Here is a 14,602-nt window from a genome sequence, read left to right as displayed (position 1 = left end):
GATCCTAGGTGTGAACTCACCGTCATCGACATGTTGTTGGCACCACCCGGTATCCCGTCTCCGCCGTGCTCTTTCCCGTCGCCTTCAGCGCGCCGCGGCACCACGCGGTCACGGTGCGGCCGTCCTCCGTGATCCGCACGGCGTACGCCACCGGACCGCCCCGGCGCGCCGCCGCCCGGTCCGCGGGAGGCTCGATCCGCCAGCGGGCCCCGACCGTGCCGTGCGGTCCGACCGAACGCGGCGCACGGCCCACCGGAACCGCCCGCCAGCCCGTGGGCAGCACGGGCGGGCGCACCTCCACGGCCAGGTCACGGGCCGCGCTGTTCCGCACCCGCAGCCGCTCGCCGTCGGCGGAGGGGCGCAGCCGCACGATCGACGACGACCGTGACCACACCCGCACCGATCGCAGTAGGTCGTTGCTGCCGTCACGTGTGTGCACCACCCACACCCGTACCGCCGACACCTCCACCGGACGTTTGAGGACCATCGACTCCTTGCTGGGGTCCCCCGAACCGGCCCGGTCCAGATCGAACTGCCAGCTTCCGCGCGGCGGGGTGACCCAGCGCGAGCCGATCCGGTAGTCCACCGTGCCGAGTCCCAGGGCACTGCCCCACTCCTTGTCGACGCGGTGGATCAGCACCGGTGTGCCGAAGTGCAGTACCCACTGGTCCACGTCATGAGGGCTGCCCTTGGACGACCAGACGCCCCCGCGGTGACCGTCCCGCGCCATGTCCGGTGTGCTGCCCGGCGCGGAGTAGGTGGCCAGCGCCCGGGGCCAGTCCGCGCCCGGGGTGTAAGCGGCCAGGTCGACGTCATGGACCGAATCCGCCAACGGCCGCCGCCAGCGGTCGTACTCCTGCGGCAGCCCGAAGAACCACGACGGCGGCAGCGCCCCCGCCACCAGCAGGGACACCGCCAGCGGCAGGGACAGCAGCCCGACCAGATGGGCCGTCAGCAGTCCGCCACGCGCCGTTCCCGCGCCCCGGGCCGCCCCGCCCTCGCGCCCGCCGGGCACCCAGCCGTCGGTCCGCCGCCGGGCCGAGAGGCGGGCGCCCTCCAGGAGACTGCGGCGCGCCCGCGCGCGCCGCTCACCGGCCGCGAACAGCGCGGTCAGCGGCCGCCGTCCAGCCCCCGGCACCGCGGACCACAGACGCCGCCACCGCAACTCCGCCGCACGGGCCCGCCGTTGCCGCAGCGCCAGCCGCTCGGCGGCGGTACGGCGGCGGACACGGCGGACGGTGGGGCGGGAGGCGTTACGCGGGACGAGGCGCGGCAGACGACGCCGGCGCGCGACCCGCACCCCGGCGGCCCACAACAACAGCCCCCCGAGCGGCGCACCGTCCCGCGCCGCCCCGGCGGTCTCCGCCGTACCCTCCGCGGCGACCGTGTACCGGACCCGGGCGCCGAACCGCTCGACGGTGCGGACCAGATTGCCGCCACCGGAACGCTCCAGCCAGTCGCGGACCTCCGTGCCGGACGCCACCGCGGCCTCCGGCAGATCGGCGCCCAGCGGGGTCCGCCGCAGCGCTCCGGCCTTCGTGACCACCACCGCGATCCGGCCGGGCCGCCGCCGTGCCGGGAGGGCCTCCACGGCGTGCAGCACCCGCTCCACGGCGTCGGACGGATTCCGGGGCGGGACCGGTACCCGGCCGACGGCCTCCTGTCCGGCTTCGCCGGGCGCGAGCGCCCGCCGCACCGAGGGCAGCGCCGCCGCGTCGACCACGAACACCAGCCCGTCGGCGCGCCGCAGACAGCCCAGCGCGTCCACCGACTCCTGCCGGGTGTACGCCGAGCCGGGCGGATCGTAGACGACCAGCGGCACATCGGCCCCGCGCAGTCCGGTCAGCGTGGTGGCGTGCGTCGCGACCGGTTCGGGGCGCAGTACGCCGCCGAGCTCCTCCACCCGCTCCCGCGCCTCCGCCAGGGCCCGGTAACGCACCGCGCTGTGACCGGAGTCCGGGCCGCCCGCGAGCACCACGGTCCGGGGGCGCGCCCGCCCGCGCCCCGTCCGGCGCGGCAGCGGCCGGGCACACGAGGCGCAGGACGTCTCCAGACGGCGCGCCCCGAACGCCCGCGAGGCGGGCAGCCGGGCCCCGCAGCGGCAGACATGGCGCAGGGCCCCGTACCGGCCCGGCACCAGTCGCCGGTGACCCGCCCCGCAGACCGGACACCGGTGCACCGGCAGGGCCACCGGCTCCCCGCACTCCAGATGCGGACAGACCGCACCCCGGTCCGTCCGCCACCGCCCGGCCCGGTCCACGGCCGCAAGCGGCGCCCACCACACCACCGCGCGGACGGCGGACGCCACCGCCCACAGCGCGCACTGGACCACCGCGGCCAGCAGGCACAGCGCGGCCGCGAGGACCAGCACCGGCAGCAGACCGAGCAGGAAGGTCAGGTAGCCGAGTCCGATCCACGGCGCCAGACGCTCTCCGGACTCCCTCCGGACGTAGACCGGCCGGGCGCCCCGACGGGCTGCCGGGAGCACCGAGAGCCAGTCCTCGTAGGTGTCCCGGTACAGCCGCCCCAGATCGCGGAGGGCCGGACCGGGGAGATAGGCGCGGTACGCGGGTTCGACCGCGTCGCCACCGGGCCGTCGGTCACCGGGCGACGACACATGGACGAGGGCGGACGGGAGTTCCGGATCGACCAGGGCGAGCCGCCGGAAGGCGGCGGCGAGGCCGGACGGCCGCCCGGGCCGTCCGGGCACCGGGCGTCCCAGCGTCGCCCACAGGATCAGCAGATGGCGCCCCAGCAGGAACAGGAGCATCGCGGGCAGGTTGAGGCACAGCGCCACCGCCACCGCGATGGCCTGTGCGGGAAGGATGAGGACAGGCACCGTCTCACCCCTCGCCGCGCCACAGCACGCGCCGCAGCAGCCCTGGCGGGGAGGCGCCCCCGGGCGGTTCGCCGGGCGGCTCGCCGGGCGGTCGCGGCGGGACGGGGACGGCCAGTTCGCAGACGGCCGCGCAGGTCTCCTCCTCGCCCAGCAGACCGTGCTTGTACAGCCGCAGCACCCGCAGCGCCGCCTCGTGGCGCCGCCCGGGGTGCGCCCCGGCGCCGGTCAGCCACACCCGCAGCGCGGTGCGCGGCGCCGGTGCCCATGGCTCGCCGCCCTCGGCCGTCCCGAGCGGATCGGGCGGGCGGCGGGTCAGCGCCGCGCACACCTCGGGTGTGAGGGCCGCGTCCCGCAGCGCCGCGGAGCCCTCCAACGCCCGCAGCACCCCGGCCAGAACGGCCCTGCGGTGGGTGTAGGCGAGCGTGGCGTCCTGCGGTCCCGCCGGAACCACGGACCCCCGTGGTTCCGGCGGCAGCAGCGCGGTGAGGGTGTCGCCGAACGGACCGGGGCGGGCCGTCAGCCACTGCTCCGCGCCGTCCCGTACCGCTTCCGGTGCCACGTCCGCCTCGGCCAGCCGCAGCCGGACCGCTCCGGTCACGAAGCGCGCGAGCGCCGGCCCCGACGCGCCGTCCGTGCCCGGTTCCGCAGACGGTTCCGGGAACGTGCCCGTCAGCAGGGCCCGTTCCAGCGCGGGGCGGGCGGCGTCCCGGAAGGCGGGGGAGACGGCGAGCAGCCGGGCGGCGAGCGGCGCGTCCAGACCGGCCGGGCCGGAGGCCAGGGAGCGGTGCAGCTCGGGCGGTAAGAGCTCGGGCCGCCCCGCGAGGGTGCCGAGCAGCTCCTCGACCGCGTCCCGCTCCGCGGGCGCGGCATCCGCGGCGTCCCAGTCGCCACGGGTGAGCGCGACCAGGGCGCACACCGTGCCGAGCCGGGCCACCGGGGCCTTGGGCGCGGGCACCGCGGACCAGAGGTCGGCGACGGTGTCGAAGACATCGAGGTCGTCCTCGGCCCAGGCGCGGGCGAGCAGTCCGGCGGCCGTGGAGTGCGGTGCGCTCCCGGTGGCGGTGTCCTCCACGGGCAGCGGCCCATCGAGGTGGAAGACGGTGCCGTGCCCGTCGCCCCGGCGCTCCCACACCTCCGGGACCGTGCCCACCAGCAGCCGGTGGTCCTCGTCCGGCCGGTCGGTGTAGGTGATGAACGTCAACGCGGCGGCCAGCGGCGCCGGAAGGGCGAAGGACACGGCGGTGAGCCAGTCCAGCACCTGGTCACCGGAGGAGGCGACCAGCACCACAGGACCGGACCCGTCCGCGCCGTCCTCCGGCGTCCGTCCCAGCGCGCCCAGCACCGCCGAGAGCAGCCGCTCCAGCAGCCGTCCGCCCGCCGGACCGGTCTCCCGGAGCAGCCGCCGGACCCGGTCGGGGCCGGCCTCGCTGCCCAGGGGCAGTTCACCGGTCTCCGGCAGCGGACGGCCGTCGTCGGGGGCCGGGGTCTCCGCCCACAGCGGCGCACCCCACAGCTCCACCGGCCGCAGCCCGGTCAGCTCCTCCGGCACGGCGAGCACGGTGTGGCAGAAGTAGTTGCCCCAGCGGCCCGTGTAGTCCTGGCCGACGCTGCGGATACGGGTCACCGCGCGCACCGGGCCGAGCAGGTCGTAGGCGAACGCCACCGGGTGGGCCGTCGGTTCCGTGCCCGCTCCCGGCGGCGGGGCGTAGGCCATCAGCGGCCGCAGTCCCTCCAGCGTGGCGCGCGGGACGTCCGCCGACACCGCGGTGAACCGGAACCCGCCCTGCGGATCACCGGCACCGGGAGGGGCGGAGGAGTAGTGCGCCTGTCCGGCCACGGCGGCTCACCCCGTTCCCCGGTCGAGCATGCCGAACCGGTGCAGCAGCCACATCAGCGGATCCTCCACCCGGTGCGGCCGCACCCCGCCCAGACCCAGCTCCGCGCCGCGCGGCGACGAGCCCAGCATCGACACGGCGAAGAGCTGGTAGTCGGCGCAGGACTGGTCCAGCCGACGGGCGAGCCCGCCCTCCTGCCACCCGGTCAGCAGAGCCCGCAGCTCGGTGTGCACGGCGGCGCGGTCGTCCGCGTCGAACACCGGGCCGGGCGTACGGGTGCGGTGCAGCGGGGAGTTGTCGGGCAGCCGGGGCCACAGCAGATCCAGCTTCGTGAGCGCCACCCCGACCGGGACCGGCACCTTCCGGCGTCCGCCGGGGGCGTGCACCTCGCCGAGGTGGCGCAGCACCCGGGTGAGCACGTCCGCCGACGGACCGGCGGTGTGCTCGGCGGTGCGGACGGCGCCGCCCGCCGCCGCGCCGGATGCCGGGTTCGACGCCGCGCCGGGCCCCGCCACGTCCCCGGGGTCGACCAGCACCACCACCGCGTCGGCCTCCGCGAGGTACCGCAGCCGGGTCTCCATCCGGTCCCGGGAGCCGAAGTGTTCACCCGCGGTGTCCAGGAAGACCAGGGTGAGCGAGGTGTCCCGGGTCCTGCCGAACGCGCCGCGGCGGGTGCGGCCGAGCCGGTACACCAGCGGGCGGCCGCCGTCCCGCTCCTGGGTCTTGGGCACGGTCCGGTGGCCGTCGTACAGATGGCGCTCGTAGCGCTCCCGGTAGTCGTCGGTGGTGCGGTCGTCGCACGGCACCAGCGAGGTGCCCAGCTCATCGCCGAGACGGTGCAGCAACTCGTGGACCAGCACCGCGATATACGTGCTCTTGCCCGAGCTGACCGGCCCGGCGAGCGCCACGATCCGCCCCGGCGACTCCAGATAGCCCTCCGGCAGCCGGTCCCCGCAGGCGTGGCAGCGGCGCCGGGTGGTGAGATGGCCGCAGGTGCCACAGGTCGCGCGGCGGTCCAGCGGATCGGCCGCGGCCAGCCGCCGGTCCTCGGCGCACTCCCGGCCGCCCGTGACACAGACGAAGCCGAAGCCGCCGCGGCCGACGCGCCGGAAGCAGTGCGGACACACCCAGGTGCGCCGCCCGCGCCCACCGCCGCTGAACCTCATCGGTCACCCACCTGCTCCACCCGTCGTCGCATGCGTCCCCCTCATGTCCCTCGCCCCACCCGGAGTTCATGTGTCGGCGGATCGCGCAGCAGCACCCCGTCGGCGACGGCGAAGCAGCGCAGCCAGTAGCCCTTGCCGCCCGGCCCCTTCCCGCCGGGCGCGGGCACGGTGAGCTCCACCGGCCGTCCGGCGCGCAGTTCGACGTCCGTGAGCTCTCCGAGCGTCTCGCCGTCCCCGGGCGTCAGCGGCCAGCTCTCGCCGTACGCCCGTACCAGCAGCAGCCGTTCCGCGTGCACAGTGGCTTCCGCGGTGAACACCGCGCGCAGGGCGCGCCGTCCGGGCAGCCCGGACCGGCGCAGCCGGTAGCCGACCTCGACCCGCGCGGGCAGCGAGACGGACGAGGGGGCGCCGCCCACCCGCGGCCCGGCGCCGGACGCCATCGCCCGCACCTCGATCTCCACCGCCGCCCCGTCCGCCACCGGGATCCGGGCCCCCGCCCCGTGCAGATACGCGGCGCGGGTGACGGTCCTGCGGCCCGCCGGGGCACCGCCCACCGTCCAGGACACCTCGGCCGCGTCCACCCCGTGGGCGGGCCAGTCGAACGCCACGGACACCTCACCGCCCAGCCGCCGCGCCTCGATCCGGCCGAGCCCCGGCAGCACCTCGACCCGCCGGTGCGGACCGGTCACCGCCTCGTCCCCGGCCACCGTCACCACCAGCACGGTGGCGCTGCGCGCCGGGACCGTGAACCGCAGACCGCCGGGGGCCGGTGCGGCCGTCAGCGGACGGGCGGCGGGCCGCAGTCCGGCCACCGGCAGCCGAGTCCCCTCCGGCCACGGCACCGCCCCGTCCAGCAGATAGAGCGCGGCGTCGCCGCCGGACGGCGCGGGGAACCGGGCCACCAGCGCCGCCGGATCGTCCGCCGCCGGCTCCACCCGCAGCGCGGTCACCGCCCGTGGCGGGGAGACCGGGGTGGCCGGGAGCCGGACGCCCTCGGTGACCGTCCGCGAACCGTCCGGGCCGCGGTAGACCACCGCGATCCGGTAGCGGTGGACGGTGCCGTTGGCCAGGCCGCCCTCGGTGAAGCCGTCCCGGCGGGTGACCACCCGCACCGCGCGCCCGCCGTGCACATCGCGGGTCACCTCCACCGACTCCGCCCCGGCCGGACACCGCCAGGCGCCGGTGACGGTGGCGTCGCCCGCCCGCAGCGACACCTGCGACACCTCGGGGCGGTGGTACACCGGCCCGCACACCGTGAGCGCGGACACCGGGGTGTCCGGCCCCGCTCCGCGCCGCACCGCCACGCCGTAGTACAGCGGACGGCCGACGAACAGGGCGGCGCCGTCGGGTGCGAAGGTGTCGCGCAGCGAGGTGGCCGCGGGGGAGTCCGGCCGCAGGACGGTGCCGTCGAGTGCGGAGCGCGGCGGCCTGCCCGCGCGCCGCACCACCAGGTACTCCGGCTCCCCGGCGGTGGAGGCGGAGGGCTCCCACTCCACCAGCACCCCCGCGTCGTCGGAGACCGCCCTGGCCCGCGGTACCGGACGGGCGGGCAGCGCCCGGCGCAGCGCGTCCGCCCCGGGCAGGTCCGCGGCGATCTCCCCGGCCCGCTCCAGCAGTTCCCAGCCGCGGTCCGGATCGCCGCCGCGCAGTCCGGCGGCCCGGTCGCGCAGCCGCACCGCCTCGGCCAGCCGCTCCCGGACGTGCGCGGCCAGCCCGGCCGTCTCCTCCGGCAGCGCACCGTCCGGGAACCGGTCCAGGACGGCGGCGGCCTCGGCGAGCAGCCCGTCGGCGGCCAGCCGCCGCAGCCGCCCGGTGACCGGGTCCCCGGCGTGCTCGTGGAGGACGGCGAAGACCAGCCGCTTGGCGTCGGCCTCGGCGACCGACAACTCCCCGACGGCGTGGGCCAGCAGGGTGGCGGCGCCGGAGCGGGCCGCGCGGTGCTCGCGCACCGAGGCGGCCAGTTCGTACCGCAGTACCGCTCCCAGGGCTTCTTGGCCGCCCTCGCCCAGCACCTGCCGCAGCGCGGCCACCACACCGTGCGCGGCGGTCTGGGCGGCGCTGTGCGGCAGCCGCGCCCAGCGGAGGGCCGCCCGGTCCAGGTCCCGTTCCCCGGGCGGGGGCTCGCCGAAGGGGGCCAGCGGGGCGGCGGTCCGGCCGCCGGGTCCGTCCGCCGCCAGGAAGTCGGCGACATGGCGCAGCCGCAGCAGCCCGAGCTGCCGGGCGCAGCGCAGATACGCCGGATGCGGGGCGGCGGGCAGCGTGTCCGGCTCCCTGACCTCGATCCCCGCCCCGCGCAGCGTCTCGCGCACCCGGTCCCCGGGGACCCCGTGGGCCGCCGCCACCTCCTCGACGGTGGCGGGTGCGATCAGCCCGAGCCCGTCCGCGGCCTCCTCCAGCGCGGCCACCAGCCGGCGGCGGCCGTCGTCCTCACGGCGGCCCTGGTCGGCCAGTGCCGCCCGCAACGGCGCCAGGTCGCCCGCCGCCGCGGCGTCGAACACCCGCTGGTGGACCGGGTGTCCGGCCTCCAGCGCCTCGATCACCGGCCGGTACTTCAGCCGGGACCGGCTCCGCCGCCAGCAGGCCCGGGTCTCCCGCACCGCCTCGGTGACCGAGGCACCGGTCAGCGGCTCCTCGAGCTGGTACCGCCAGCGCAGGTCGTCCTTGAGCGGCAGCCCGTGGTCCAGCACCTCACGGCGGTAGCGCGCCTCGTCGAATGCCATCGCTCACCTCCCCCAACGGCGTTCCGGCGGCGGCCGGTCCAGGCGGTCCCGGTTCAGGCGATCCGCTCCTTGGTGAGGGAGAGCCTGGCCTCCTCCACCGCCTCCTCGGTCATCCCGCCGATCCGCACCGTGAGGGTCAGCCGTTCACCGGTCTCGCGTTCGGTGGCCACGACCGTCAGCAACCCCGAGGTGTCCAGGGTGAACTCGCACTGGATGGGCCAGCGCTCGGGCTTGTCCGGCGGGATGTCCAGCGTGCCGTCGGCGACCACCGTGTTGTGGCCCAGCTCATCGGACTCGACCGCACCGGCCTGTTCCATCACCTTGATGTCCACCTTCCGCTGACCGGCGCGGATGGTGTAGAAGTCCTGGACCACCGCGACCGGCAACGCATCGTTGGCGTGCACCAGATGGGTCACGTACTCCCGCTCCAGAGTGGTGTCCCACACCTGGATGCCGTAGCCGCGCGAGGCGACGGTGGAGATCGTGTACGGCTGGTGGGTGATCCGCCCGGTGTCGGGCACCTGCGGCGCCTCCTCGGCGGACACCTCACCGCTGTTGATCACGTACAGCGCGCGGTCCAGGGCGTACAGCGAGGCGCCGCGGGCCACCGCGAGATCCGGGTTGTGCAGCCGGGGCTCGAAGCCGAACTCCTCGCGCAGCCGCCGGGCCACCGCGGGCATCTTGGTGGCCCCGCCCACCAGCAGGACGTCGTCGAAGTGCGCCACCCCGCGCTCCCGGGCCAGTTCCACGGTGCGCCGGGTGAGGTCGACGGTGCGGTCCAGCAGGTCCCGGGTGAGCTCCTCGACCAGCTCCTGGGTCAGCTCGACCGGCTCCACCAGCCCCTGGTGCATCACCCGGACCGTGTACGCGCCCCGGAACGACAGCGCCTTCTTGGCCTCCTCGGCGTCCTTGCGCAACTGGGTCTCGGTCTGCGGATCGGCCAGCGGATCGCCCGCGTCGGGGAACCGGGTCCGGAAGGCGTCCACCAGGTGCAGCACCAGCCGGTCGTCCCAGTCGGAGCCGCCCAGTTCCTTGGCGCCGTCGGTGCACACCACCTTCAGCTCGGTGCCGCGCAGCGTCAGCACCGTGGTGTCGAAGGTTCCGCCGCCCAGGTCGTACACCAGGATCGCGCGGTCACCGCCGTCCGCGCCCGCGCCCAGCGCGCCGTAGTCGAGGGCGGCCGCGATGGGCTCGGCCACCACGTCCAGCACCCGCAGACCCGCGATCTCGCCCGCCTTGCGGGTGGCGTCGCGCTCGGCGATCCCGAAGTAGGCGGGAACGGTGATGACCACGTCCCGCACCTCGTGGCCGCCGCTGATCCGCGCGTCGTCGGCGAGTTTGCGCAGCACCCGGGCGGAGATCTCCTCCGGGGTGAACGACCGGCCGTGGAACTCGCGGGTCACCGCCTCGCCCATGTCCCGCTTGATGAGCTGCACCACCGCCTCCGGGTCCACCACGGCGGCGTCCTTGGCGGACTGGCCCACCACGGTGCCGTCCGCGCTCTCGAAGTACACGACCGAGGGGGTGGTGTCCGAACCCTCCAGATTGCGCAGCACGGTGGGTCTGCCCACGTCGTCCACGCAGGCGATGCACGAGTAGGTGGTTCCCAGGTCGATGCCGTAGACGGCCATACGTGCCCCCTCCGCTGTCCTTCCCTGCCCCGATCACTGCCCCGCGGCCGGCGGCGCACCGCCCGGCGGCACCCAGCGCGCCACCACGACCTCGGCCTTGCGCACCACCCGCTCACCGCGGGCGAATCCGGCCGCCGCCACCCGCGCCACGGTGCGGTCCGCCTCCTGCGAGGCGGCCTCGGCGCGCCCCACCGGGCGGTGCCGCGCGGCGTCGAACGGCTCGCCCTCCCGCGGGGCGTAAAGCTCGGTACCGGTGCCCGCGAGGGTGTCCGCCGCCTCGTCGGCCAGCGCCCGCAGCAGCGTGCGCAGTTCACCGGTGTCCAGCGGGGCGTCGATCTGCTCGGCCTGCCGCAGGATCCGGTCGTACAGCCGGATCAGGCCGTGCCGCACCAGGTCCAGGGCGGTGTCCAACTCGCCGCGGCGCAGCTCCTGGAGCTCGGTGTGCAGCCGGGTGATGATCTCCTCGCGCCGGTCGGCGAGATCCTGCTGCCGCGCCAGCGCGGCGGTGAACCCGGCGACGGCGTGCTCCAGCCCGCCGTCCGGTCCGGCCTCCGGCGCCGCGTCCTCGGTGACGGCGGGTGCGTCGGTGACCGCCGGTCCGTCGGTCTCGGCCGGTTCTCCGGGCGCGACCGGATCTTCGGTCGTCGTACTGGGTTCCGTCTCCGGCACGCGCGCCCCCCGAAGTCTGTGCGGCCGAGTCTGTGCGGCGCATCAGACCCTAGCGCAATCGCCGTGACCGGGGGCGGAACTGGCGGTGCGACGCGCGGAGTTGACGGCAAGCGGTTACGGCAGCAGCTTGTCCAGGGTGATGGGCAGATCGCGGACCCGGACCCCGGTGGCGTGGTACACCGCGTTGGCGATGGCCGCGGCCGTGCCGACGATGCCCACCTCGCCCGCGCCCTTGGACCCCATCGCGTTGGTGTGCGGATCCCGTTCGTGCACCCAGTGCGCCTCCACCGCGTGCACATCGGCGTTGGCGGCGATGTGGTACTGGCCGAAGTCGTGGTTGACCACATGTCCGAACCGCGGGTCCAGCACGCTGTGTTCGTACAGCGCCATCGACATCCCCTGCGTCATCCCGCCCATCAGCTGGGAGCGGACGGTCTTGGGGTTGATGACCCGGCCCACGTCGAACATCCCCAGCAGCCGTGCCACCCGCACCTCCCCGGTGTCCCGGTCCACCCGCACCTCGGCGAACTGGGCGCCGAAGCTGTGCATCGCGTAGCGGTCCTCGTCGGGGTTGGCGGGCATGTCCGCGGTGACCTCCAGGCCCTGCGCCGGGACGGTACCGCCGTGGTCGGACTCCAGGACCTGGCGCAGCCGTTCGGCCGCCGCGCAGATCGAACTGCCCCAGCTGCTGATCCCGGAGGAGAACCCGGCCACCGACGCGGGCGGCAGCGCGGTGTCCCCGATCCGCACCTCCACCTGTTCGACCGGGACGCCCAGCGCGTCCGCCGCGATCTGGGTGAGCGTGGTCCAGGTGCCGGTGCCCAGGTCGGCGGCGGCGATCAGCACCCGGTGGTGGCCGTCGGGGGTGACCCGGATGGTGGCGCTGCTCCCCGGCAGCCGGGGCGAGGGGTACGTCGAGGCGGCCACCCCGCTGCCCAGCAGCCAGCGCCCGTCCCGGCGTGCCCGGGGGGCGGGGTCGCGCCGCTCCCAGCCCGCCCGGCGGGCGCCCTCGCGCAGACAGGCCACCAGATGGCGGCTGGAGAACGGCAGTCCGGACTCGGGGTGGACCTCCGGCTCGTTGCGGATCCGGAACTCCACCGGGTCCATTCCGCAGGCGAGGGCCATCTCGTCCATGGCCGACTCCAGCGCGAACATCCCCTGCCCCTCGCCCGGTGCCCGCATGATGGTGGGCACCGGGATGTCCAGGGGCGCCAGCCGGTGGGTGGTGCGGCGGTGCGGGGCGGTGTACATCAGCCGGGTGCACACCGCCACCTGGTCCGCGTACCCCTTGGCCTTGGCGGTCTGTTCGGCCACCTCGTGGGCGATGGCGGTGAGCCTGCCGTCGCCGTCGGCGGCCAGCCGGATCCGCTGGATCGAGGCGGGGCGGTAGCCGACGAGGGCGAACATCTGCTGACGGGTGAGCGCGAACTTCACCGGGCGGCGCACCGTACGGGCGGCCATCGCGGCAAGCACCGCGTACGAGTGGGGGTAGACCTTCGAGCCGAAACCGCCCCCGACGTGCGGTGAGATCACCCGGACCCGGTCCGGCGGCAGTCCCAGCACCCCGGCGATCAGCATCTGGCTGAAGGACGAGCCCTGGGTGGAGCAGTACACCGTCAGCGCGCCGTCGTCCCAGCTCACCACGGCGGTGTGCGGCTCCATCGGGTTGTTGTGGTACATCGGCGTGGTGTAGGTGGCGTCCAGCCGGACCGGGGCCGAGTCCAGCGCCGCGTCCGCGTCCCCGAGCAGGCTGTCGGCGGGTGAGCCGTCCTGGAGGTCGCCGGGGGCCGAGCCGAACTGGGCGGCGTGTTCGGGTTTGCGGAGGTCGTCGCGGTCCGCGCGGAGCACCACGTCGTGCTCCCGCGGCGCGTAGCCGAAGCGGACCAGTCCGGCGGCGGCGCGCGCGGCCTCCAGGGTCTCGGCCACCACGGCACCGGTGAACTGCCCGCGCCAGGCCACCTCATCGGTCTGGAGCACGGCGAGTTCGGGGTCGTCGGGCCGGGTCAGCGAGGGTGCGTTGAGATGGGTGAGCACGGTGAGCACCCCGGGCTCGGCCTCCGCCTCGGCGGTGTCCACCGAGGTGATCCGTCCGGCGGCGATGGTCGACTGGAGGGGGTACAGATGGACGGCGTGTTCCACCGGCCACTCGTAGGCGTAGGTGGCGGTGCCGGTCACCTTCTGGGCGCCGTCGATGCGGTCCATCGGGCTGCCGATGGCGTGGGGCCGTGCGCGGACATCGCTCATCGCCCCTCCTCCAGCAGTTCGAGCAGGACGCTCACCATGGTGTTGCGGGCGAGCGGCACCTTGAACGCGTTGCCCGGCAGCGGGGTCGCGCGGGCCAGTTCGGCCGCCGCCGCGTCCCGGAAGCTCTCCCCGGTGGCGGGCGCGCCGTGCAGCGCGGACTCGGCAGTGGTGGCCCGCCACGGCTTGTGGGCCACACCGCCGAGCGCGATCCGCACCTCCCGTACGGTGCCGTCGGCCACGTCCAGCGCGGCGGCCACCGAGACCAGCGCGAAGGCGAACGACGCCCGGTCGCGCACCTTGCGGTAGCGGGAGGGGATCAGATGGGCGGGCGGGGGCAGTTCGACCCCGGTGATCAGCTCACCGCGGGCCAGCACGGTGTCCCGCTCGGGGGTGTCCCCCGGCAGCCGGTGCAGAGCGGTCACCGGGATCCGCCGCTCCCCGTCCGTACCGCGCACCGTGACCGCCGCGTCCAGCGCGGCCAGCGCCACCGCCATGTCCGACGGATGGGTGGCCACGCAGGCGGGGGAGGAGCCCAGGATCGCCATATCGCGCTGATGGCCCTCCAGCGCGGAACAGCCCGACCCCGGCGCGCGTTTGTTGCACGGAGTGGTGACGTTCTGGAAGTACGGGCAGCGGGTGCGCTGGAGCAGGTTGCCGCCGGTGGTGGCGACGTTGCGCAACTGGCCCGAGGCGCCGGACAGCAGTGCCTGGGAGAGCATCGGATAGCGCCGCCGGACCCGGTCGTCGGCGGCCAGGTCGCTGTTGGGGACGGCCGCGCCGATCCGCAGCCCCCCGTCGGGCAGTTCCTCGATCCGGTCCGAGATCAGCCGCCGTACGTCGATCAGCACCTCGGGGGTGGCCACCTCGAGCCGCATCAGATCCACCAGATTGGTGCCCCCGGCCAGGAAGGCCGCCTCCGGCTCCTCGGCCAGCGCGGTGACGGCGGAGGACACGTCATCGGCGCGTTCGTAGCGGAAGGGCTTCATCGGTGCGCCACCTCCGCGATGGCCGGGACGATATTGGCGTACGCGGCGCAGCGGCACAGGTTGCCGCTCATCCGCTCGGCGATCTCCTCGTCGTCCAGCACCACATCGGTGGCGCCGGGGTCCTTGCTCACCGCGCTGGGCCAGCCCGCCTCCGCCTCCGCCAGCATCCCGCAGGCGGAGACGATCTGGCCGGGGGTGCAGTAGCCGCACTGGAAGGCGTCATGGGCGATGAACGAGCGCTGGAGCGGATGCAGCCCGCCGCCGTCACCGTCGGCGAGTCCGGCCGCGGTGACGATGTCCGCGCCCTGGTGGGCCACGGCCAGGGCGAGGCAGCCAAGGGCCCGCCGGCCGTCGATCAGGAGGGTGCACGCGCCGCACTGTCCGTGGTCGCAGCCCTTCTTGGGGCTGGTGTTCCCCAGTCGGTCGCGCAGGGCGTCCAGCAGCGTCGTACGGGTGTCGACGGTCAGCCGGTGCTCGGTACCGTCCACCCGCAGCGTGATCTCCACGTCCAT

The 14,602-nt window shown here is 75.5% G+C and carries 9 protein-coding genes; all 9 read right to left on the bottom strand.

Annotation, left to right across the window (positions count from 1 at the left end):
• Positions 1–22: 22 nt before the first annotated feature.
• Positions 23–2,839 (bottom strand): hypothetical protein, encoded by a 2,817-nt coding sequence (locus tag NMK44_RS17420; protein ID WP_254744017.1) that lies wholly within the window; start codon positions 2,837–2,839, stop codon positions 23–25.
• A gap of 4 nt (positions 2,840–2,843) precedes the next feature.
• Complete coding sequence (locus NMK44_RS17415; protein WP_254744015.1) at positions 2,844–4,676, bottom strand: GAP1-N2 domain-containing protein; 1,833 nt, start codon at positions 4,674–4,676, stop codon at positions 2,844–2,846.
• A gap of 6 nt (positions 4,677–4,682) precedes the next feature.
• Entirely contained in the window at positions 4,683–5,840 is a 1,158-nt protein-coding gene (locus tag NMK44_RS17410; RefSeq protein ID WP_254744013.1) for a TRAFAC clade GTPase domain-containing protein, read from the bottom strand.
• 41 nt (positions 5,841–5,881) lie between these two features.
• Positions 5,882–8,560 carry a hypothetical protein gene (locus NMK44_RS17405; RefSeq protein ID WP_254744011.1) on the bottom strand — a complete coding sequence of 893 codons (2,679 nt, stop codon included), beginning with the start codon at positions 8,558–8,560 and terminating at the stop codon, positions 5,882–5,884.
• Positions 8,561–8,613: 53 nt separating this feature from the next.
• On the bottom strand, positions 8,614–10,191 hold the full coding sequence (locus tag NMK44_RS17400; protein ID WP_254744009.1) for an Hsp70 family protein: 1,578 nt from the start codon (positions 10,189–10,191) through the stop codon (positions 8,614–8,616).
• 33 nt (positions 10,192–10,224) lie between these two features.
• The gene (locus tag NMK44_RS17395) at positions 10,225–10,860 is read right to left on the bottom strand and encodes a nucleotide exchange factor GrpE (RefSeq protein WP_254744007.1); all 636 of its coding nucleotides are present in this window, start codon (positions 10,858–10,860) and stop codon (positions 10,225–10,227) included.
• A gap of 114 nt (positions 10,861–10,974) precedes the next feature.
• Entirely contained in the window at positions 10,975–13,104 is a 2,130-nt protein-coding gene (locus tag NMK44_RS17390) for a xanthine dehydrogenase family protein molybdopterin-binding subunit (protein ID WP_254744005.1), read from the bottom strand.
• Complete coding sequence (locus tag NMK44_RS17385; RefSeq protein ID WP_254744003.1) at positions 13,101–14,090, bottom strand: FAD binding domain-containing protein; 990 nt, start codon at positions 14,088–14,090, stop codon at positions 13,101–13,103. The genes NMK44_RS17390 and NMK44_RS17385 overlap by 4 nt, the downstream gene beginning before the upstream one ends.
• On the bottom strand, positions 14,087–14,602 hold the full coding sequence (locus tag NMK44_RS17380) for a 2Fe-2S iron-sulfur cluster-binding protein (RefSeq protein WP_254744001.1): 516 nt from the start codon (positions 14,600–14,602) through the stop codon (positions 14,087–14,089). The genes NMK44_RS17385 and NMK44_RS17380 overlap by 4 nt, the downstream gene beginning before the upstream one ends.

This window comes from Streptomyces cucumeris, assembly GCF_024295805.1.
Lineage (GTDB): Bacteria > Actinomycetota > Actinomycetes > Streptomycetales > Streptomycetaceae > Streptomyces > Streptomyces cucumeris.
Note: the sequence above shows the minus strand (reverse complement) of the source record. Positions and strands in the feature narration are given on the sequence as shown.

Bases quoted from the DNA above. Each gene is read 5' to 3' on its own strand.
- NMK44_RS17410 (WP_254744013.1), bottom strand. From the start codon at position 5,840: ATGAGGTTCAGCGGCGGTGGGCGCGGGCGGCGCACCTGGGTGTGTCCG.
- NMK44_RS17405 (WP_254744011.1), bottom strand. From the start codon at position 8,560: ATGGCATTCGACGAGGCGCGCTACCGCCGTGAGGTGCTGGACCACGGG.
- NMK44_RS17400 (WP_254744009.1), bottom strand. From the start codon at position 10,191: ATGGCCGTCTACGGCATCGACCTGGGAACCACCTACTCGTGCATCGCC.
- NMK44_RS17390 (WP_254744005.1), bottom strand. From the start codon at position 13,104: ATGAGCGATGTCCGCGCACGGCCCCACGCCATCGGCAGCCCGATGGAC.
- NMK44_RS17385 (WP_254744003.1), bottom strand. From the start codon at position 14,090: ATGAAGCCCTTCCGCTACGAACGCGCCGATGACGTGTCCTCCGCCGTC.
- NMK44_RS17380 (WP_254744001.1), bottom strand. From the start codon at position 14,602: ATGGACGTGGAGATCACGCTGCGGGTGGACGGTACCGAGCACCGGCTG.